The following is a 14,855-nucleotide window of genomic DNA, read 5'->3' on the forward strand; positions in this document are numbered from 1 at the left end:
ACATAGAAATAATTTCTATGTGGTTTTTATATAATGTAGAAAAATGTTAGTTTTTTTGTTCTAATAGTTTTTCTAATTTTTCTAATCGGTCAGATAATCCTTGTAATTTTTTCAATTCTTTTTCTTGCTCTTTTATTTTCTTTTCTTGTTGAATGGTATATAAAGTTAGCTCTTCTATTTTCTGTAATAATTTACCATTCATTTCACCTAAATTAATACCTTTTTTAAGCACTTCCTTTTCTGAAGGAATATCTTTTAAATGTCCTTTTTCTTTGATATGCTTTTCTACTTCTTCTATTGTTGGTAAATTATAGTCTTTTTCAAATACAAAATCATACCAACCTATTAAATCTACCTTAACCTCTTTCGTATGTATTTTACCGTTTACAGCTAATTTTGAATCAGGTGTTGTTGTTCCAATCCCTACATTACCATCTTTTGTTACCCTAAGTCTTTCAACTGAAGCCCCTGTTAAAGTTGGTGCTGTAAAAACTCCAAAGTCTGCTCCACTACTTCCTTGTCTCATATGCTTTAAAAAAGTACCGCTGGTTCCTCCTCCTGCATTAAATCGCATAGAAACAACATCATTTACACTCCCTGACATATTTGTTAAACTAAATACTCCATTTGTGGCATCTGTACTATTATTATTAATAGTTAGTTTAGAGTCTGGCGAGATAGTCCCTATCCCTACTTTATCTCCTTGTATTCTCATAACCTCATCTGCCTCTTTTTGCACATTACTTGTAGACGTAAAAAAAGCTAAAGCATTAGCAGTAGTCCATCTTCCTGCAATAGCTTTAATTGCTGATTGACTAAAATTAGTACCGTCAGGGCTTGAATGAAATTTAAGAGCCCCTATAACTTCGTTTTCTGGAGTCCCATGCGATTTAACAACAATACTTCCATCTCTTTCTGAACCATTATTAAGATATAATAAAGAGTTATCTAAACCATCTGTATTTGTTCCTACACTACCTTTTACTATAGACAATAATGATTTTGGTGTATTTGTTCCTATACCGACATATCCCCCAAACTTTGCATTTCCATTTTTAAAATCATGATTTCCTCCTGAAGAAATTTCATATTTCGTGGTGGCTATAGATTCTAAATTTGTTGATGTTTTAAACCTTAAACTAAACTCAGGTCCAGACGCTGCATGTATTCCAGAAAAAGCCTCTATCTCTGCGCCAACTCTTACTCCTGGTGCGGTAGCATCTAGTGTCTTCCATTGAAAACTTCCTAAAGACACATTATCCCACGATCCATTATCTAAAGATCTATTATCTGTTAAAACCATATTGGGATTTGCTTTCTCTACACTAAGACCACCTCCTATTTTAATATTTCCTGTCGCATCAATATCACTTATAAATAACTTTTTAAACCTATTACTTTGCTTACCTAAATCCCATTCATTATTGTTTTGCCCGTAAATTGATTTCAATGCTGATATATGAAACCTAGTAGTATAATCTAATCCCTCTGAGTCTTCTGCTGTAAAAGTTAGAGAATTGGTGCTTCCTCCTCCTGAAAGAGTTATATCCCAAGTATTATTGAAACTATTCTCTAACCTCTTTAATTGTAAATGATTCCTAAAAGCTGAATTCTCTACTATTGTTTTACCAGTAAACAAACCTCCTCCTGAACTTACATTAAAATTAATTTTAGACGTTCCTGCAGCATCCCTAAAACTAAAATTTTGATTTCCGAATGTTCTAATATAACTACCTGTATTACTAGCTGCCAAAAACAACGTATTTCCAATTCCATCCGTTGACTTTATAATTCCTTTTACATCTAAAGGAGTTTGAGGAGACGTTGTTCCTATCCCCAAATATCCTAAATTATTCATAGCTATTTGCTCTGTACCACTATTTCCAAAAGAAATTCCTCCTGTATAAGAGGTTAAAAATAGTTTTCTTCCTACCGATTCTATTCTATTTCTAGAGCCATCCCATTGGCCTAATTCAATTGAATTTGTATTCTCTTTAACTTTAAATCGAGTATTTACCTCATCGTTTTGCGCTTTAATATTAGCACATAACATTAATAACAAAACTCCTAGTATTGTTTTTTTCATTATTATAAATTTATTTTTTAATTATTGAAGAAATAAAAAGTGCAAAGCAATTGTGTAGTTATTCATAGCAATTTTACTTCTTTTTCAGTGCAAATGTACATTATAAAAACAAAAAAGAGTTCTTATTTAGAACTCTCTTTGTTATAAAACAATTATTGCTTATTTACTTTTCAATAGTTTTTCTAACTTAGACAACCTATCAGATAAATCTTTTAATGATTTTAATTTCTCCTCTTGTTTTTTAATCTTTTCTTCTTGCATATTCATTTTTTTCTCTTGCTCATTAATTTTCTTTTCTTGTTGAATCGTATACAGTGTTAACTCTTCTATTTTCTGCAATAATTTACCGTCCATTTCACCTAAATAGATACCATTTTTAAGCACTTCCTTTTCTGAAGGGATGTCTTTTAAATGTCCTTTTTCTTTAATATGCTTTTCTACTTCTTTTATAGTTGGTAAGTTATAGTCTTTTTCAAATACAAAATCATACCAACCTGTTGCCTGCACCTTAATTTCTCTTGCACCTATTGAACCTTCTACCGCTAACTTATGAACCCCTGTTTCCTCTGTTCCAATTCCAACATTACCTTTAGAAGAAATGGTCATTCGTTCTTTTACATCTTCTAAGGCATTTGTGTTATAATCTTGAAGTGAAAAAACCATTTTTGGATTTACATAACCAGGATTTGAGTTTGTATTTTCAATTTTAATACTTCCTGAGTAAAAATCAGATTTAGCTTCCCCAAAAATTATCTCAGCTTTGTCTCCTTTTGCTCTTGTATTACCTGATTTTAAAATTTTAATCTCATTTTTAACCGTTAATTGTTTATCAGGTGTTGTTGTACCTATACCCACATATCCTGAACCGTTAGGATCACTTGCTCCACTTATATACATATTTACATGATCTTTTGTTGAAGGGTTTAATGTAGCTGTAGAAAAACCAATACCGTAATAATTCGATATAAACGATTTTGAATTTTGAGTTCCACCTACATCAGGTATTACCTTCTCTTGAAAAACTACTGTGTTACCTGAACTCATCACGAACTTATTATTATAATCATGATTTGCTTTTATTTTAAGTTCATAATTTCCTGTTGCATCATTAGTACTCAATTTTAAACCACCGTTTTTTATTTCTAATTTTTCAGAAGGATCAGCTGTACCTATTCCTACATACCCATCTTTTTTTATTCGCATTCTTTCTGCTCCACCTGAATAAAAAGTAGGATAATAAGTGCTAGCTGCATTTAATCGAATCTCTCCAGACGCTTGATTCCATAATAACCCTCCATTTATACCATCATTATAAGCTTTAAACTTAATTCCATTGAATATATTTCCTGAATTTTCTTGGTGAATTGTTATACCTTTTCCATTACCAGCAACCTCCAATTTATCATTTGGTGAAGTTGTTCCTATACCTATATTACCTCCGTTTAAAATTGATAAATTTTCAATGTCTCCTCCATCCATAAAAGACAATCTATCAGTAGTTAAGGTTTTATTATAAACAACACTAAATCCATTTTTTCTTTCCGCTACTCCTGCAAAAAACTTTAAACTTGATTTTCCCATCGTGTTCTTATTTAAAGTACCTATTGCTATTGTTGGATTATTCCCACTATCTACATGTAACAAATAATTTGGAGTTATAGTTCCTATACCAAAATAACCTGCATTATTCATGGTTATTTGCTCTGTACCACTATTTCCAAAAGAAATTCCTCCTGTATAAGAGGTTAAAAATAGTTTTCTTCCTACCGATTCTACTCTATTTCTAGAACCATCCCATTGGCCTAATTCAATTGAATTTGTATTCTCTTTAACTTTAAATCGAGTATTTACCTCATCGTTTTGCGCTTTAATATTAGCACATAACATTAATAACAAAACTCCTAGTATTGTTTTTTTCATTATTATAAATTTATTTTTTAAATTATTGAAGAAATAAAGTGCAAAGCAATTGTGTAGTTATTCATAGCAATTTTACTTCTTTTTCAATGCAAATGTACATTATAAAAACAAAAAAAGAGTTCTTATTTAGAACTCTCTTTGTTACAAGCCGATTATTGTTTATTTACCTTTTAAGAACTTTTCTAATTTAGACAACCTATTAGACAAATCTTTTAATGATTTTAATTGCTCTTCTTGTTCTTTAATCTTTTCCTCTTGTACAATCATTTTCTTCTCTTGCATATTCATTTTTTTCTCTTGTTCTTTAATTTTCTTTTCTTGTTGAATGGTATACAATGTTAACTCTTCTATTTTTTGCAATAATTTACCATTCATTTCACCTAAATGAATACCATTTTCAAGTACTTCTTTTTCTGAAGGAATATCTTTTAAATGCCCTTTTTCTTTGATATGCTTTTCTACTTCTTCTATTGTTGGTAAGTTATAATCTTTTTCAAATACAAAATCATACCAACCAATTAAATCTACCTTAACCTCTTTCGTATGTATTTTACCGTTTACAGCTAATTTTGAATCAGGTGTTGTTGTTCCTATTCCTACGTTCCCATCTCCTCTTACAGTTAATGTTTCTGTTCCATTTTGTTTTCTCAATAACAATATATGATCACTTGAGTCTTCCCCTGCAGTAACGACCAAACCACTATTAGTAGCTCCTACTCCTGTATTTTCAAACCATCCTGCCCAACCTGATTTGTTTGCAACACTTTTAAAATCTCCAGTTAATGTTAGTTTAGAAGTTGGTGCTCTTGTTCCTATACCTGCATTACCATTCTCATCTATATAAAACCTTGAACTTACACTTAATTCATCTCCTACTGTAGTTTGAACTGCATTTTGTGTTGATAAAAACTCTAAGGTTCCTTTATTTAATCTTAAGGCGCTTCTCCTTGCAGAAAAATTATCAAAAGTAGATACTAACTGCCCTGATGCTCCTTGATCTTTCATTCCAGCTGCTCCATACCCTAATATCAGTGCTCCAGAACTGTAGTTTGAACTTAATGTTCCAATATAATCATTTCCTCCATATTTTTGTGCTAAAAATACTCCTCCCTTGGTCGAATCTTTATTCCCTGCTTGAATAATACCTTCTACATGTAATTTAGCGTTAGGAGATATCGTACCTATCCCCACAAAACCATCAGAATTGATATTCAATGCATTTATATTATCACCAGATTTTGTTATTACATTAAACATTATATTCTCTTCTAATAACCTCATATAAGAAGCCCCTCTTTCATTACTTATTCTAGTTAAGTATGGTGAAGTTGATGAATTAATTACATTATTTCCTATACCTACTCCTGAATAAGTCAAACCTGGTTCACTTGCCCATAACATCAAATCAGCATATCGTGTCTCAATACCTCCTCCTACAGAATGCAATAAAAGTCTAGTATTTGAATGATTTCCTTTTATATGCATTAAGTGTTGTGGTGTAGAGATACCAACACCAGCAAAACCAGTTGCTTCTAATTTATTTTGAGCATTTACAAGTAAACCTGTTAATACTAGGCCAATTGATAGAACTATCCTTTTCATAATTTATATATTTAGTTTTTAATTATCTATTGTAGAAATAAAGACGTGAAGTTATAATATGATTTTTCATAGCTTTATTTCTTTTTCATTTCAAAAGTACATTTTTCTCATAAAAAAAGCTCCCAGAAGGGAGCTTTAAATTATATTCTAATATCTATTTAGGCTAAAGATGCTAAACTTGATTTAATCGTTTCAATCTTAGCTAATGTATCCGATTCTTTTTTACGTTCTAATGCAATTACTTGTTCTGGTGCATTGCTTACAAAACGTTCATTTGATAACTTCTTTTGAATTCCAAATAAGAAACCTTCTGCTCTTTTTAATTCTGCATTTAATTTCTTTGTTTCTGCTTCTACATCAATATTTTCAACAGAAATAGGAACAAAATATTCATTAGACTTTACTCTAAACGAAGCTCCTTCTACCTTTTCTGACACATAATTAATTACTGATGCATTTGTTAACTTTTGAATAACTACATCAAAATCATTAGCAACATTCTCATTATTTACTACAAATAACTCAACTGCTTCTTTAAACGAAATATTTTTATCTTTTCTAATTGTTCTAATACCTGAAACAACATCTGTAGCAAATTCAAACTGATTGATAATTGCTGTATCTACCTTTTTAATCTCTGGATATTTAGCAATAATTAAAGCTTCCTCTGGTGTTCTTTCTGTAATGTGCTGCCAAACTTCTTCTGATAAGAAAGGCATGAACGGATGTAATACCTTTAAGTTATCTTCAAAAATAGCAATTACTGCATCAAACGTTTTCTTATCTATTGGTTGTTGATATCCTGGTTTAACAGTTTCTAATAACCATGAAGAAAAATCGTCCATGATTAATTTATAAATCGCCATTAAAGCATCTGATAAACGATATTTTGAAAAATGGTCTTCTATTTCAGCTAACACTGTTTGAAACTTCGCATTATACCATTCTAATCCAATTTTTGCCGCTTCTGGTTGCTCTATAGTAGCATCAACTTCCCAACCTTTTACTAAACGGAAAGCATTCCAAATTTTATTTGCGAATCCTTTTCCTTGTTGACATAAATCTTCATCAAACATTAAGTCATTTCCTGCTGCTGAACTTAATAATAATCCTACACGAACTCCATCAGCTCCGTAATCATCTATTAACTTTAACGCATCTGGTGAATTCCCTAATGATTTAGACATTTTTCTACGTTGCTTATCACGTACTAAACCTGTTAAGTATACATTTTCAAATGGACGCTCATCTTTGTATTCGTATCCAGCAATAATCATACGTGCTACCCAGAAAAATAAAATATCTGGTCCAGTTACTAAATCGTTTGTAGGATAATAGTATTTGATTTCCTCATTCTCTGGATTACGAATTCCATCAAAAACAGACATTGGCCATAACCAAGAAGAGAACCAAGTATCTAATGCATCTTCATCTTGACGTAAATCTGCTGCTGATAACGAGCTATTACCTGTTTTTTCTTGTGCTAATTTAACTGCATCATCAATATTTTCAGCTACTACAAAATCTTCTTTTCCATCTCCGTAGTAAAATGCAGGAATTTGTTGTCCCCACCATAATTGACGAGAAATATTCCAGTCACGAATATTTTCCATCCAGTGACGGTAAGTATTCTCAAACTTTCTTGGGAATAATTTCACCTCTCTATCTTCACCTAAAACTGCATCAATAGCTGGTTTAACTAACTCTTCCATTTTTAAGAACCATTGATCTGATAATCTTGGTTCAATAACAGCTTTAGTTCTTTCTGATGTTCCTACTTTATTTGTATGAACTTCTGTTTTTACTAATATTCCTTTTTCTTCTAACTCTTTTGTTATTTCTTTACGAACCACAAAACGGTCTTTTCCTTCATAGTGTAAACCAAATGAGTTTAACGAGGCATCTTCATTAAAAATATCAACAACTTCTAATTGATGCTTATCCCCAAGAACCTTATCATTCTCGTCATGTGCTGGAGTTACTTTTAAACATCCAGTACCAAATTCAACATCAACATATTCATCTTCTATAATAGGAATTACTCTATTACAAATAGGTACAATTGCTTTCTTACCTTTTAAGTGTGTAAAACGTTCATCATTTGGATTGATACAAATTGCAGTATCTCCAAAAATAGTTTCAGGACGTGTAGTTGCAATAGTTAACTTATCGTCAGAACCTTCTATTTTATACTCTAAATAATAAAGATTCCCTTGCTTTTCTACATGAATTACTTCTTCATCAGATAAAGTTGTTTTTGCTTCAGGATCCCAGTTTACCATTCTATATCCACGGTAAATTAATCCTTTATTATATAAATCAACAAATACTTTTATTACTGATTCAGATAACGCTGGATCCATAGTAAAAGCAGTACGTTCCCAATCACAAGAAGCTCCTAACTTTTTTAATTGCTCTAAAATTATTCCTCCATATTCGTGTTTCCATTCCCAAGCATGCGCTAAAAACTCTTCTCTTGTTAAATCGTTTTTATCAATTCCTTGCTCTTTTAACTTCGCTACTACTTTTGCTTCAGTAGCTATTGATGCGTGATCTGTTCCAGGCACCCAACATGCATTTTTACCTTGTAAACGTGCACGACGAATTAACACATCTTGAATTGTGTTATTCAACATATGTCCCATATGTAATACTCCTGTTACATTCGGTGGTGGTATTACAATTGTATATGGTTCTCTTTCATCTACTTCAGAATGAAAATAATTGTGTTTCATCCAGTAATCATACCACTTTCCTTCTACCTCTTTTGAATTATATTTTGATGGAATATTCATATATTTTTATATCTTTATAACCAATTATTGTCTAAGACTTAATCTTTGGCATTATTTTTGAAATTTCGAAAGCAAAAATACAACTATCTCTGAGGTACAGAAAATAAGATGTTGTTTTTTTGGAACTAAAAAAATAATACTAAATTTGTAACGGTTTAAATTAAACCCCTTAATTAATTTCTAAATTATGAAAACAATTTTATCATTCCTAGCTGTTTGTTTTATTACGTTAACAGTAAATTCTCAAGAATTTAAATTTGAAACTGAAACTATTAACTACGGTAAAGTAGCTATTGGATCTGAAGGTAAGCGTACATTTGAATTTACTAATATTGGTGATGCTCCATTAATTATTAAAGATATAAAGTCTACTTGTGGTTGTACAGTTCCTAAAAAACCTGAGGCTCCAATTATGCCAGGACAAAAAGGGCAAATTGAAGTTTCTTATGATACTAACAGACCAGGTGGTTTCTCTAAAGCTATTACTGTAATTTCTAACGCTAAGAAATCTAGAACAATGCTTAAAATTAAAGGATTTGTATCTAAAAAAGCAGCTCCAGCTAAAGAAAAAAGTATGATGAATGATAGTGAATAATTAGTTTCACATTATAATATAAAAAAAGATCACCAAGTTGGTGATCTTTTTTTATATCCTTTTCTCTAACCTAAATTCGCACTTAACATCCGTAAAACCTCTTTTAACTTTCATTCTTATTTTCCTATTCGGTTTTGTTTGAAACATACTCATTATTTCTTCTAAAGTATATTCATGTGCTGGTTTATTATTAATAGTAACTATAATATCACCACTTAAAATACCTGCTTTATGCGCTGGCGAATTTACTACTACTCTATCTATCTTATATTTCGGCTTAAACCTATAATTATAAGTACTTACAAATGGAATTATATTACTAGACGACTGATTAGCATTACTATTTTCTCCACGAAAATCTAATGTCCATGTTACTGCTTTTTCCTTAACTAATTCCTGACCATCGTAAACAATACGTAAACCACTCATGTTGTAAAAAAATCCAGCTTTTAAAGATGCATTCTTTTTTAAAGTAATTTTTTTATTCGGATAATCAATCCATACTTTAAATCTTCTTAAAATATTACCTCCAATACTTCCATTTCTTTCTTTAAATTGACGAGCATTGAATGTTGATGTTGAATCCAAAAAAGATACTGTAGGTTCTTTTAACATAAATCTACCCAATGACACATAAGGTATTTTACTTCTATTTCCATAAATAGTACCGCTTATACCTTCTCCTAAAATATCTTTAAAATTTTTGATAGGTGTTTTTATAATGTCTTTTGTATCTTCAAATAGCCACATAGCATCACTTCCTCCTGTATCTATCAATAACTTTAACGGAGTTGCAATATCATTTACAGTATCAATTCTTGCTTCTACATCTATGTAAGGTTTCTTTCTGTAGAATTGTAGAGGAAATATTTCACATTTTCTACATTTTGAATCTTTATATTTCTTAGGATTATAAAAAACAATTCGTTTAGTGTTATAATTTATTTTAACAACAACGTCTTTTAATAAATCATAACCTATAATTCCATGAATAGTAGTTCCCATTTTGGCAGATAAATTAAAAGCATCTTTTAAAATAACATACAGCTCTTGATCTTCGCCCACTATATTGTTTATTCTAAACTTATTACCTTTTGATAATAATGCTTCAATTGGCTCTCCATCTCCTAATCCTCTAATAAAAACTTTTTTAACATTATTTAGTCCTATACTGTCGTTTCTTGTTAAATTAAACAATATAGTTTTGTTTACTCCTGTATCTAATATAAATGATAGTTTATGATTATTAACTTCTAACGGAATAACGATTAGATTGTTAATCAAATCAAACTTTAACTCCTGTTTATCAGTTCGTTTACCATAAAAATGAAATTTTTTCTGAGAATAAATTGAGAAACATAAAAAGAAACTAATAATGTAAAGTAATCGTTTTTTCAAAAGGGAAAGTTTTAAGGATAATTTTAAATATACAACCTTCATTTTATATTTTCATTTTTTTAAGATTTTTTTAACCTCTCATTTTCATAAAAAACAAGTTAATTTTATCAAATATATTTTGCAAATTTGCCAAACAAATAACTAATTCTATTTACAATGCCATCTATTTCTATAAAAGGAAATTCTATGCCACAATCGCCAATTCGTAAATTGGTGCCTTATGCTGAAGCTGCTAAAAAAAACGGAACTAAAGTTTATCACTTAAACATTGGTCAGCCAGATATTAAAACTCCTCAAGTTGCACTTGACGCTGTTAAAAACAACGCTATTGAGGTATTATCTTATGCTCGTTCTGAAGGTTCTGAAGAATACAGAACAAAATTAGCTAGTTATTACGCTAAAAATGATATTCATGTAAATGCTAATAACATTATTGCTACAACAGGTGGTTCTGAAGCTTTATTATTTACTATTGGTAGTATTACTGACCCAGGAGATGAAATTATTATTCCTGAGCCGTTTTATGCTAATTATAATGGTTTTTCAACTGCTTCTGGAGTAAAAGTTGTTCCTGTAATTTCTAAAATAGAAGACAATTTTGCTTTGCCTGCTATTGAAGATTTTGAAAAGCTGATCACTTCAAAAACTAAAGCTATTTTAATTTGTAACCCAGGAAATCCAACTGGATACTTATATAGTGAAGAAGAAATTGAAAAATTAAAACAAATAGTTTTAAAACACGATTTATTTTTAATTGCTGATGAAGTTTACCGTGAATTTACTTATGATGGTGAAAAACACAACTCAGTAATGACTTTAGAAGGTTTAGAACAAAATGCTATCATGATAGATTCTGTTTCAAAACGTTACAGTATGTGTGGAGCTAGAATTGGTTGTATTGTTTCTAAAAATGAAGAATTTATTAGTACAGCTATTAAGTTTGCACAAGCTCGTTTAAGTCCTCCTACTTACGCTTTATTAGCTAGTGAAGCTGCTTTAGATACTCCTCAAAGTTATTTTGATGAAGTTATTGAAGAATATGAAGATCGTAGAAATACTTTAATTTCTGAACTACAAAAAATTGAAGGCGTTAAAGTAGCAAACCCTAAAGGTGCTTTTTACTGTGTTGCTGAATTACCTGTTGAAAATGCTGATGATTTTGCTCAATGGATTTTAGAAAAATTCAATCACAATAACGAAACTATTATGGTTGCACCAGCTAGCGGTTTTTACTCTACTAAAGGAGAAGGTAAAAACCAAGTTCGAATTGCATATGTTTTAAACAAAACAGACTTAAAGCGTTCGGTTGAAATTCTAAAAATTGCTTTAGAACAATACAATAAATAACATTGAATATTCAAGAAAATATATCATTAAAAAAATACAACACGTTTGGCATTGATGTTAATGCCAAACGTTTTGTTTCTATTGATTCTCTCTATAGTTTACAACAACTTTTAAAAGAAGAACAAGATTTATTTCTAATTAGTGGTGGTAGCAATATGCTATTAACTAAAGAAATTGAGAAACTAGTAGTTCATTTAAACTTAAAAGGAATTTCTATAGATAGAGAAAATCATAATGATATTTATCTAACTGTAAATGCTGGTGAAAATTGGCATGATTTTGTTCTTTGGTGTGTTTCACAAGACTATGGCGGATTAGAAAATTTATCTTTAATACCTGGTAATGTTGGTACCTGCCCTATTCAAAATATAGGAGCTTATGGTGTAGAAGTAAAAGATACGATTACTCGTGTGGAAGCTATAAACATTGAAACAGGCAAATTAGTAGAATTTTCAAATTCTGAATGTAAGTTTGGTTATAGAAACTCTATTTTTAAAAACGAAGCCAAAGGTAAATACATTATAACTTCTGTAAGTTTTTTACTTACTAAAAACGAACACCAGCTAAACACTTCTTATGGAGCTATTGAAACTGAATTAGCTACAAAAAATATTACTAGTCCGACTATAAAAGATATTTCAGATGCAGTAATTGCTATTAGACAAAGTAAATTACCAGACCCTAAAGAAATTGGAAATAGTGGTAGTTTTTTTAAAAACCCTGTTATTTCAAAAGAGCACTTTGAAAAGCTTCAAAACATATTTCCTAACATACCTAGTTATGTTATCTCTGATACAGAAGTTAAAGTTCCTGCTGGTTGGTTAATAGAACAAAGTGGCTTTAAAGGAAAACGCTTTGGTGATTATGGGGTACATGAAAAACAAGCTTTGGTTTTAGTTAACTATGGAGAAGCTTCAGGTAAAGAAATTTATGAGTTAGCTCAAAAAATTCAAAAGACTATTGAAAGTAAATTTTCTATTAAACTAGAAATAGAAGTAAACGTAATTTAACCTTCTTTTTTTAAGATTTCTATATGACGAATTAGTCTTTCTGTATCTAAGCCTAAAGTACCGTTATAAACACCTCTAATGCGTCCTTTTTTATCTACCAATACAAAATTTTCTGTATGGATAAAAGCATTTTCGTCTTGTGTTTTTGCAAAATCTTCATCAGCAAAATATGCTTTTCTAGCTAGATTATAAATTTGCTCTTTATCGCCAGTTACTAAATTCCATTTATCTGAATTTATATCATTATCTAATGCATATTTTTTTAATACAGGTACAGAGTCTTTAACTGGCATTACTGTGTGAGATAACAATAACACATCCTTATCATCTTTAAATTTTTCTTGAAGTTTACTCATATTTTTTTCAAGAATAGGACAAATCCCTGGACAAGACACGAAAAAGAAATCTGCTACATAAATTTTCCCCTTATACAAATTACGGCTGATTCCCTTTCCGTCTTGATTTACCAAATTAAAATCTGGTATAGTATGTATTTTATCATATTTGGATGAGTCTTCTGAAATCCATTCTGGTGTAAATTCTGCCGAATTAAAAAATGGTAGTGTAACTTCTTTATTTATCTTTTTTTCAGTTTTACAAGCTGTTAAACCAAAAGAAAGAAGCATTAAAAAATAGATTACTCTACTTTGACCTATACTACCTATAATTTTATTTGAATGACTCATCTTTAACATTTACTGAATAACACTTTTTTAATCCTATTAACCCAAATCTTTCACCATTTTTGGTTACAAAATTTGCTCTTAACTTCCCATCACCTTGCCACATCTTTTGACTTCCACTCTCTTTACCTTCTTTGTAATTAAAGTCTTTATATAACTGTCCGTTTTTATACCAAATTTTAACATTACCATTATACTCTCCTTTCGTATTGAAGTGATAAATAAATTTTTGATTTCCATTCTCCCACCAAGCTTTATGAATTCCAGACTTTAATCCTTTTTTATAGAATCGTTGCTCAGCTAAACTTCCATTTAAATATTTTTTCAACTCCTCTCCTTCTTTTTTTCCGTTCAAATATTGAGATGAATCATTTGTTTTATTTACTTCATTATAAGAAATCATAGTACCCGAAAATGGAACTCCTTTATAAAAAAGGACTCCATTTTTCAATTCTATGTTATTATTAGGATATTGAATTTTTAGTGCAATTTTCTCTGGCTTTTCTCCACAAGAAAAAAAACTAATACATAGCCATATAAAAAATAACTTCTTCAATTATTGCGAAATATTTCCAGGTGTACCATAAAATGCATTTCCATTAATATACGGATCATCAGCAGTAATATGATAATGATAAATTCCATTTGGAAAATCTGCAGTTGCTGAAGTGTGTCCATGATAAATATCTAAATCAGCACTTGTAATTGTTGTTCCATTTTCCTCAGGCCCATATACTGGAAAACCATCAGCTAATAATCCTAAAAATGCACTTTTTCCGTTTTGAGCTGTAAGATATAATGGTTCTTGGTGATAATGATATTGACCTGAATTTTGCGGATGTCCTAAATACTGATCAAAAGAATTTATCTCATTGGTTAATGGTTGATTATTAGGCCCTGCATACTGATTATAAAACGCAACTCCATTTATAGCTAATCCCATTGGTCCAAGAGATGTATTCGTTTTGGTAGATGCTTCTGATGGATTTAACGGTATTTGAAACGTTATATTCTGAGAAGCTATTGTATTAGGGTTTTGATTCCAATTTGGATTGGTTCCATTATATGCTTCATAATTTGCATTTCCTACTCCCCAATATGGACTTTTATGATTAGGTAAATTATTTGTTGTAAAGGTTACTACATTTCCATTTATAGCATATGTTACTCCAGAAACTCCATCGAATTTAGATAAAATTGGTGTAATATCATACGTCGTTCCAGAAGGATTACTTCCATCTCCGCTTACATCATCACTTGAACTACATGCATATAATACACTCGTTACTACTAATAATCCTAATAATGTTTTAACTAATTGATTTAAATTCATTTTAATGGGGTTTTTAGTTTATACAAGATACTCATTTCTTCTAAGACCTTCAAAAACTCAAAAAGTTTAAAATGAATTAATTTTTT

At 30.3% G+C, this 14,855-nt stretch carries 11 protein-coding genes; 3 read left to right on the top strand and 8 right to left on the bottom strand.

Features of this window, described 5'->3' with window-relative positions:
• Positions 1-46: 46 nt before the first annotated feature.
• From ACOQN8_RS17025 to ACOQN8_RS17040, 4 genes are all read right to left on the bottom strand, one after another.
• Positions 47-2,086 carry a hypothetical protein gene (locus ACOQN8_RS17025; protein ID WP_420553601.1) on the bottom strand — a complete coding sequence of 680 codons (2,040 nt, stop codon included), beginning with the start codon at positions 2,084-2,086 and terminating at the stop codon, positions 47-49.
• 159 nt (positions 2,087-2,245) lie between these two features.
• Positions 2,246-4,006, bottom strand: a complete 1,761-nt coding sequence (locus tag ACOQN8_RS17030; protein ID WP_420553602.1) for a hypothetical protein — start codon at positions 4,004-4,006, stop codon at positions 2,246-2,248.
• A gap of 159 nt (positions 4,007-4,165) precedes the next feature.
• Positions 4,166-5,608 carry a hypothetical protein gene (locus ACOQN8_RS17035; protein ID WP_420553603.1) on the bottom strand — a complete coding sequence of 481 codons (1,443 nt, stop codon included), beginning with the start codon at positions 5,606-5,608 and terminating at the stop codon, positions 4,166-4,168.
• A gap of 158 nt (positions 5,609-5,766) precedes the next feature.
• Positions 5,767-8,403, bottom strand: coding sequence for a valine--tRNA ligase (locus tag ACOQN8_RS17040; RefSeq protein WP_420553604.1), 2,637 nt, complete (start codon positions 8,401-8,403; stop codon positions 5,767-5,769).
• Positions 8,404-8,590: 187 nt separating this feature from the next.
• On the opposite strand from ACOQN8_RS17040, the gene ACOQN8_RS17045 reads away from it, so the two are divergent.
• Positions 8,591-8,998 carry a DUF1573 domain-containing protein gene (locus ACOQN8_RS17045; protein WP_420553605.1) on the top strand — a complete coding sequence of 136 codons (408 nt, stop codon included), beginning with the start codon at positions 8,591-8,593 and terminating at the stop codon, positions 8,996-8,998.
• Between the two features lie 51 nt (positions 8,999-9,049).
• Here the strand turns inward: ACOQN8_RS17045 and ACOQN8_RS17050 are convergent, their stop codons facing one another.
• A complete protein-coding gene (locus ACOQN8_RS17050) occupies positions 9,050-10,396 on the bottom strand; it encodes an aspartyl protease family protein (RefSeq protein WP_420553606.1) in 1,347 nt (448 codons plus the stop codon).
• 156 nt (positions 10,397-10,552) lie between these two features.
• Between ACOQN8_RS17050 and ACOQN8_RS17055 the strand changes: the two genes are divergently transcribed.
• The gene (locus ACOQN8_RS17055; protein ID WP_420553607.1) at positions 10,553-11,743 is read left to right on the top strand and encodes a pyridoxal phosphate-dependent aminotransferase; all 1,191 of its coding nucleotides are present in this window, start codon (positions 10,553-10,555) and stop codon (positions 11,741-11,743) included.
• A gap of 2 nt (positions 11,744-11,745) precedes the next feature.
• On the top strand, positions 11,746-12,753 hold the full coding sequence (gene murB / locus ACOQN8_RS17060) for a UDP-N-acetylmuramate dehydrogenase (protein ID WP_420553608.1): 1,008 nt from the start codon (positions 11,746-11,748) through the stop codon (positions 12,751-12,753).
• Here the strand turns inward: murB and ACOQN8_RS17065 are convergent.
• The 3 genes from ACOQN8_RS17065 to ACOQN8_RS17075 are packed head-to-tail and all read right to left on the bottom strand — an operon-like array spanning position 12,750 to position 14,769.
• Positions 12,750-13,439 carry an SCO family protein gene (locus ACOQN8_RS17065; protein ID WP_420553609.1) on the bottom strand — a complete coding sequence of 230 codons (690 nt, stop codon included), beginning with the start codon at positions 13,437-13,439 and terminating at the stop codon, positions 12,750-12,752. The genes murB and ACOQN8_RS17065 overlap by 4 nt on opposite strands.
• Positions 13,423-13,992, bottom strand: coding sequence for a toxin-antitoxin system YwqK family antitoxin (locus tag ACOQN8_RS17070; RefSeq protein ID WP_420553610.1), 570 nt, complete (start codon positions 13,990-13,992; stop codon positions 13,423-13,425). The genes ACOQN8_RS17065 and ACOQN8_RS17070 overlap by 17 nt, the downstream gene beginning before the upstream one ends.
• Positions 13,993-14,769: a YHYH protein gene (locus ACOQN8_RS17075; RefSeq protein ID WP_420553611.1), complete on the bottom strand. Its 777-nt coding sequence runs from the start codon at positions 14,767-14,769 to the stop codon at positions 13,993-13,995.
• Positions 14,770-14,855: the final 86 nt, after the last annotated feature.

Origin of the sequence: Tenacibaculum aiptasiae (assembly GCF_965221665.1) — a bacterium.
Classification (GTDB): domain Bacteria; phylum Bacteroidota; class Bacteroidia; order Flavobacteriales; family Flavobacteriaceae; genus Polaribacter; species Polaribacter aiptasiae.

Coding starts and splice junctions, on each gene's coding strand:
- ACOQN8_RS17025 (WP_420553601.1), bottom strand. CDS start 2,086: ATGAAAAAAACAATACTAGGAGTTTTGTTATTAATGTTATGTGCTAAT.
- ACOQN8_RS17030 (WP_420553602.1), bottom strand. CDS start 4,006: ATGAAAAAAACAATACTAGGAGTTTTGTTATTAATGTTATGTGCTAAT.
- ACOQN8_RS17035 (WP_420553603.1), bottom strand. CDS start 5,608: ATGAAAAGGATAGTTCTATCAATTGGCCTAGTATTAACAGGTTTACTT.
- ACOQN8_RS17040 (WP_420553604.1), bottom strand. CDS start 8,403: ATGAATATTCCATCAAAATATAATTCAAAAGAGGTAGAAGGAAAGTGG.
- ACOQN8_RS17045 (WP_420553605.1), top strand. CDS start 8,591: ATGAAAACAATTTTATCATTCCTAGCTGTTTGTTTTATTACGTTAACA.
- ACOQN8_RS17055 (WP_420553607.1), top strand. CDS start 10,553: ATGCCATCTATTTCTATAAAAGGAAATTCTATGCCACAATCGCCAATT.
- ACOQN8_RS17065 (WP_420553609.1), bottom strand. CDS start 13,439: ATGAGTCATTCAAATAAAATTATAGGTAGTATAGGTCAAAGTAGAGTA.
- ACOQN8_RS17075 (WP_420553611.1), bottom strand. CDS start 14,769: ATGAATTTAAATCAATTAGTTAAAACATTATTAGGATTATTAGTAGTA.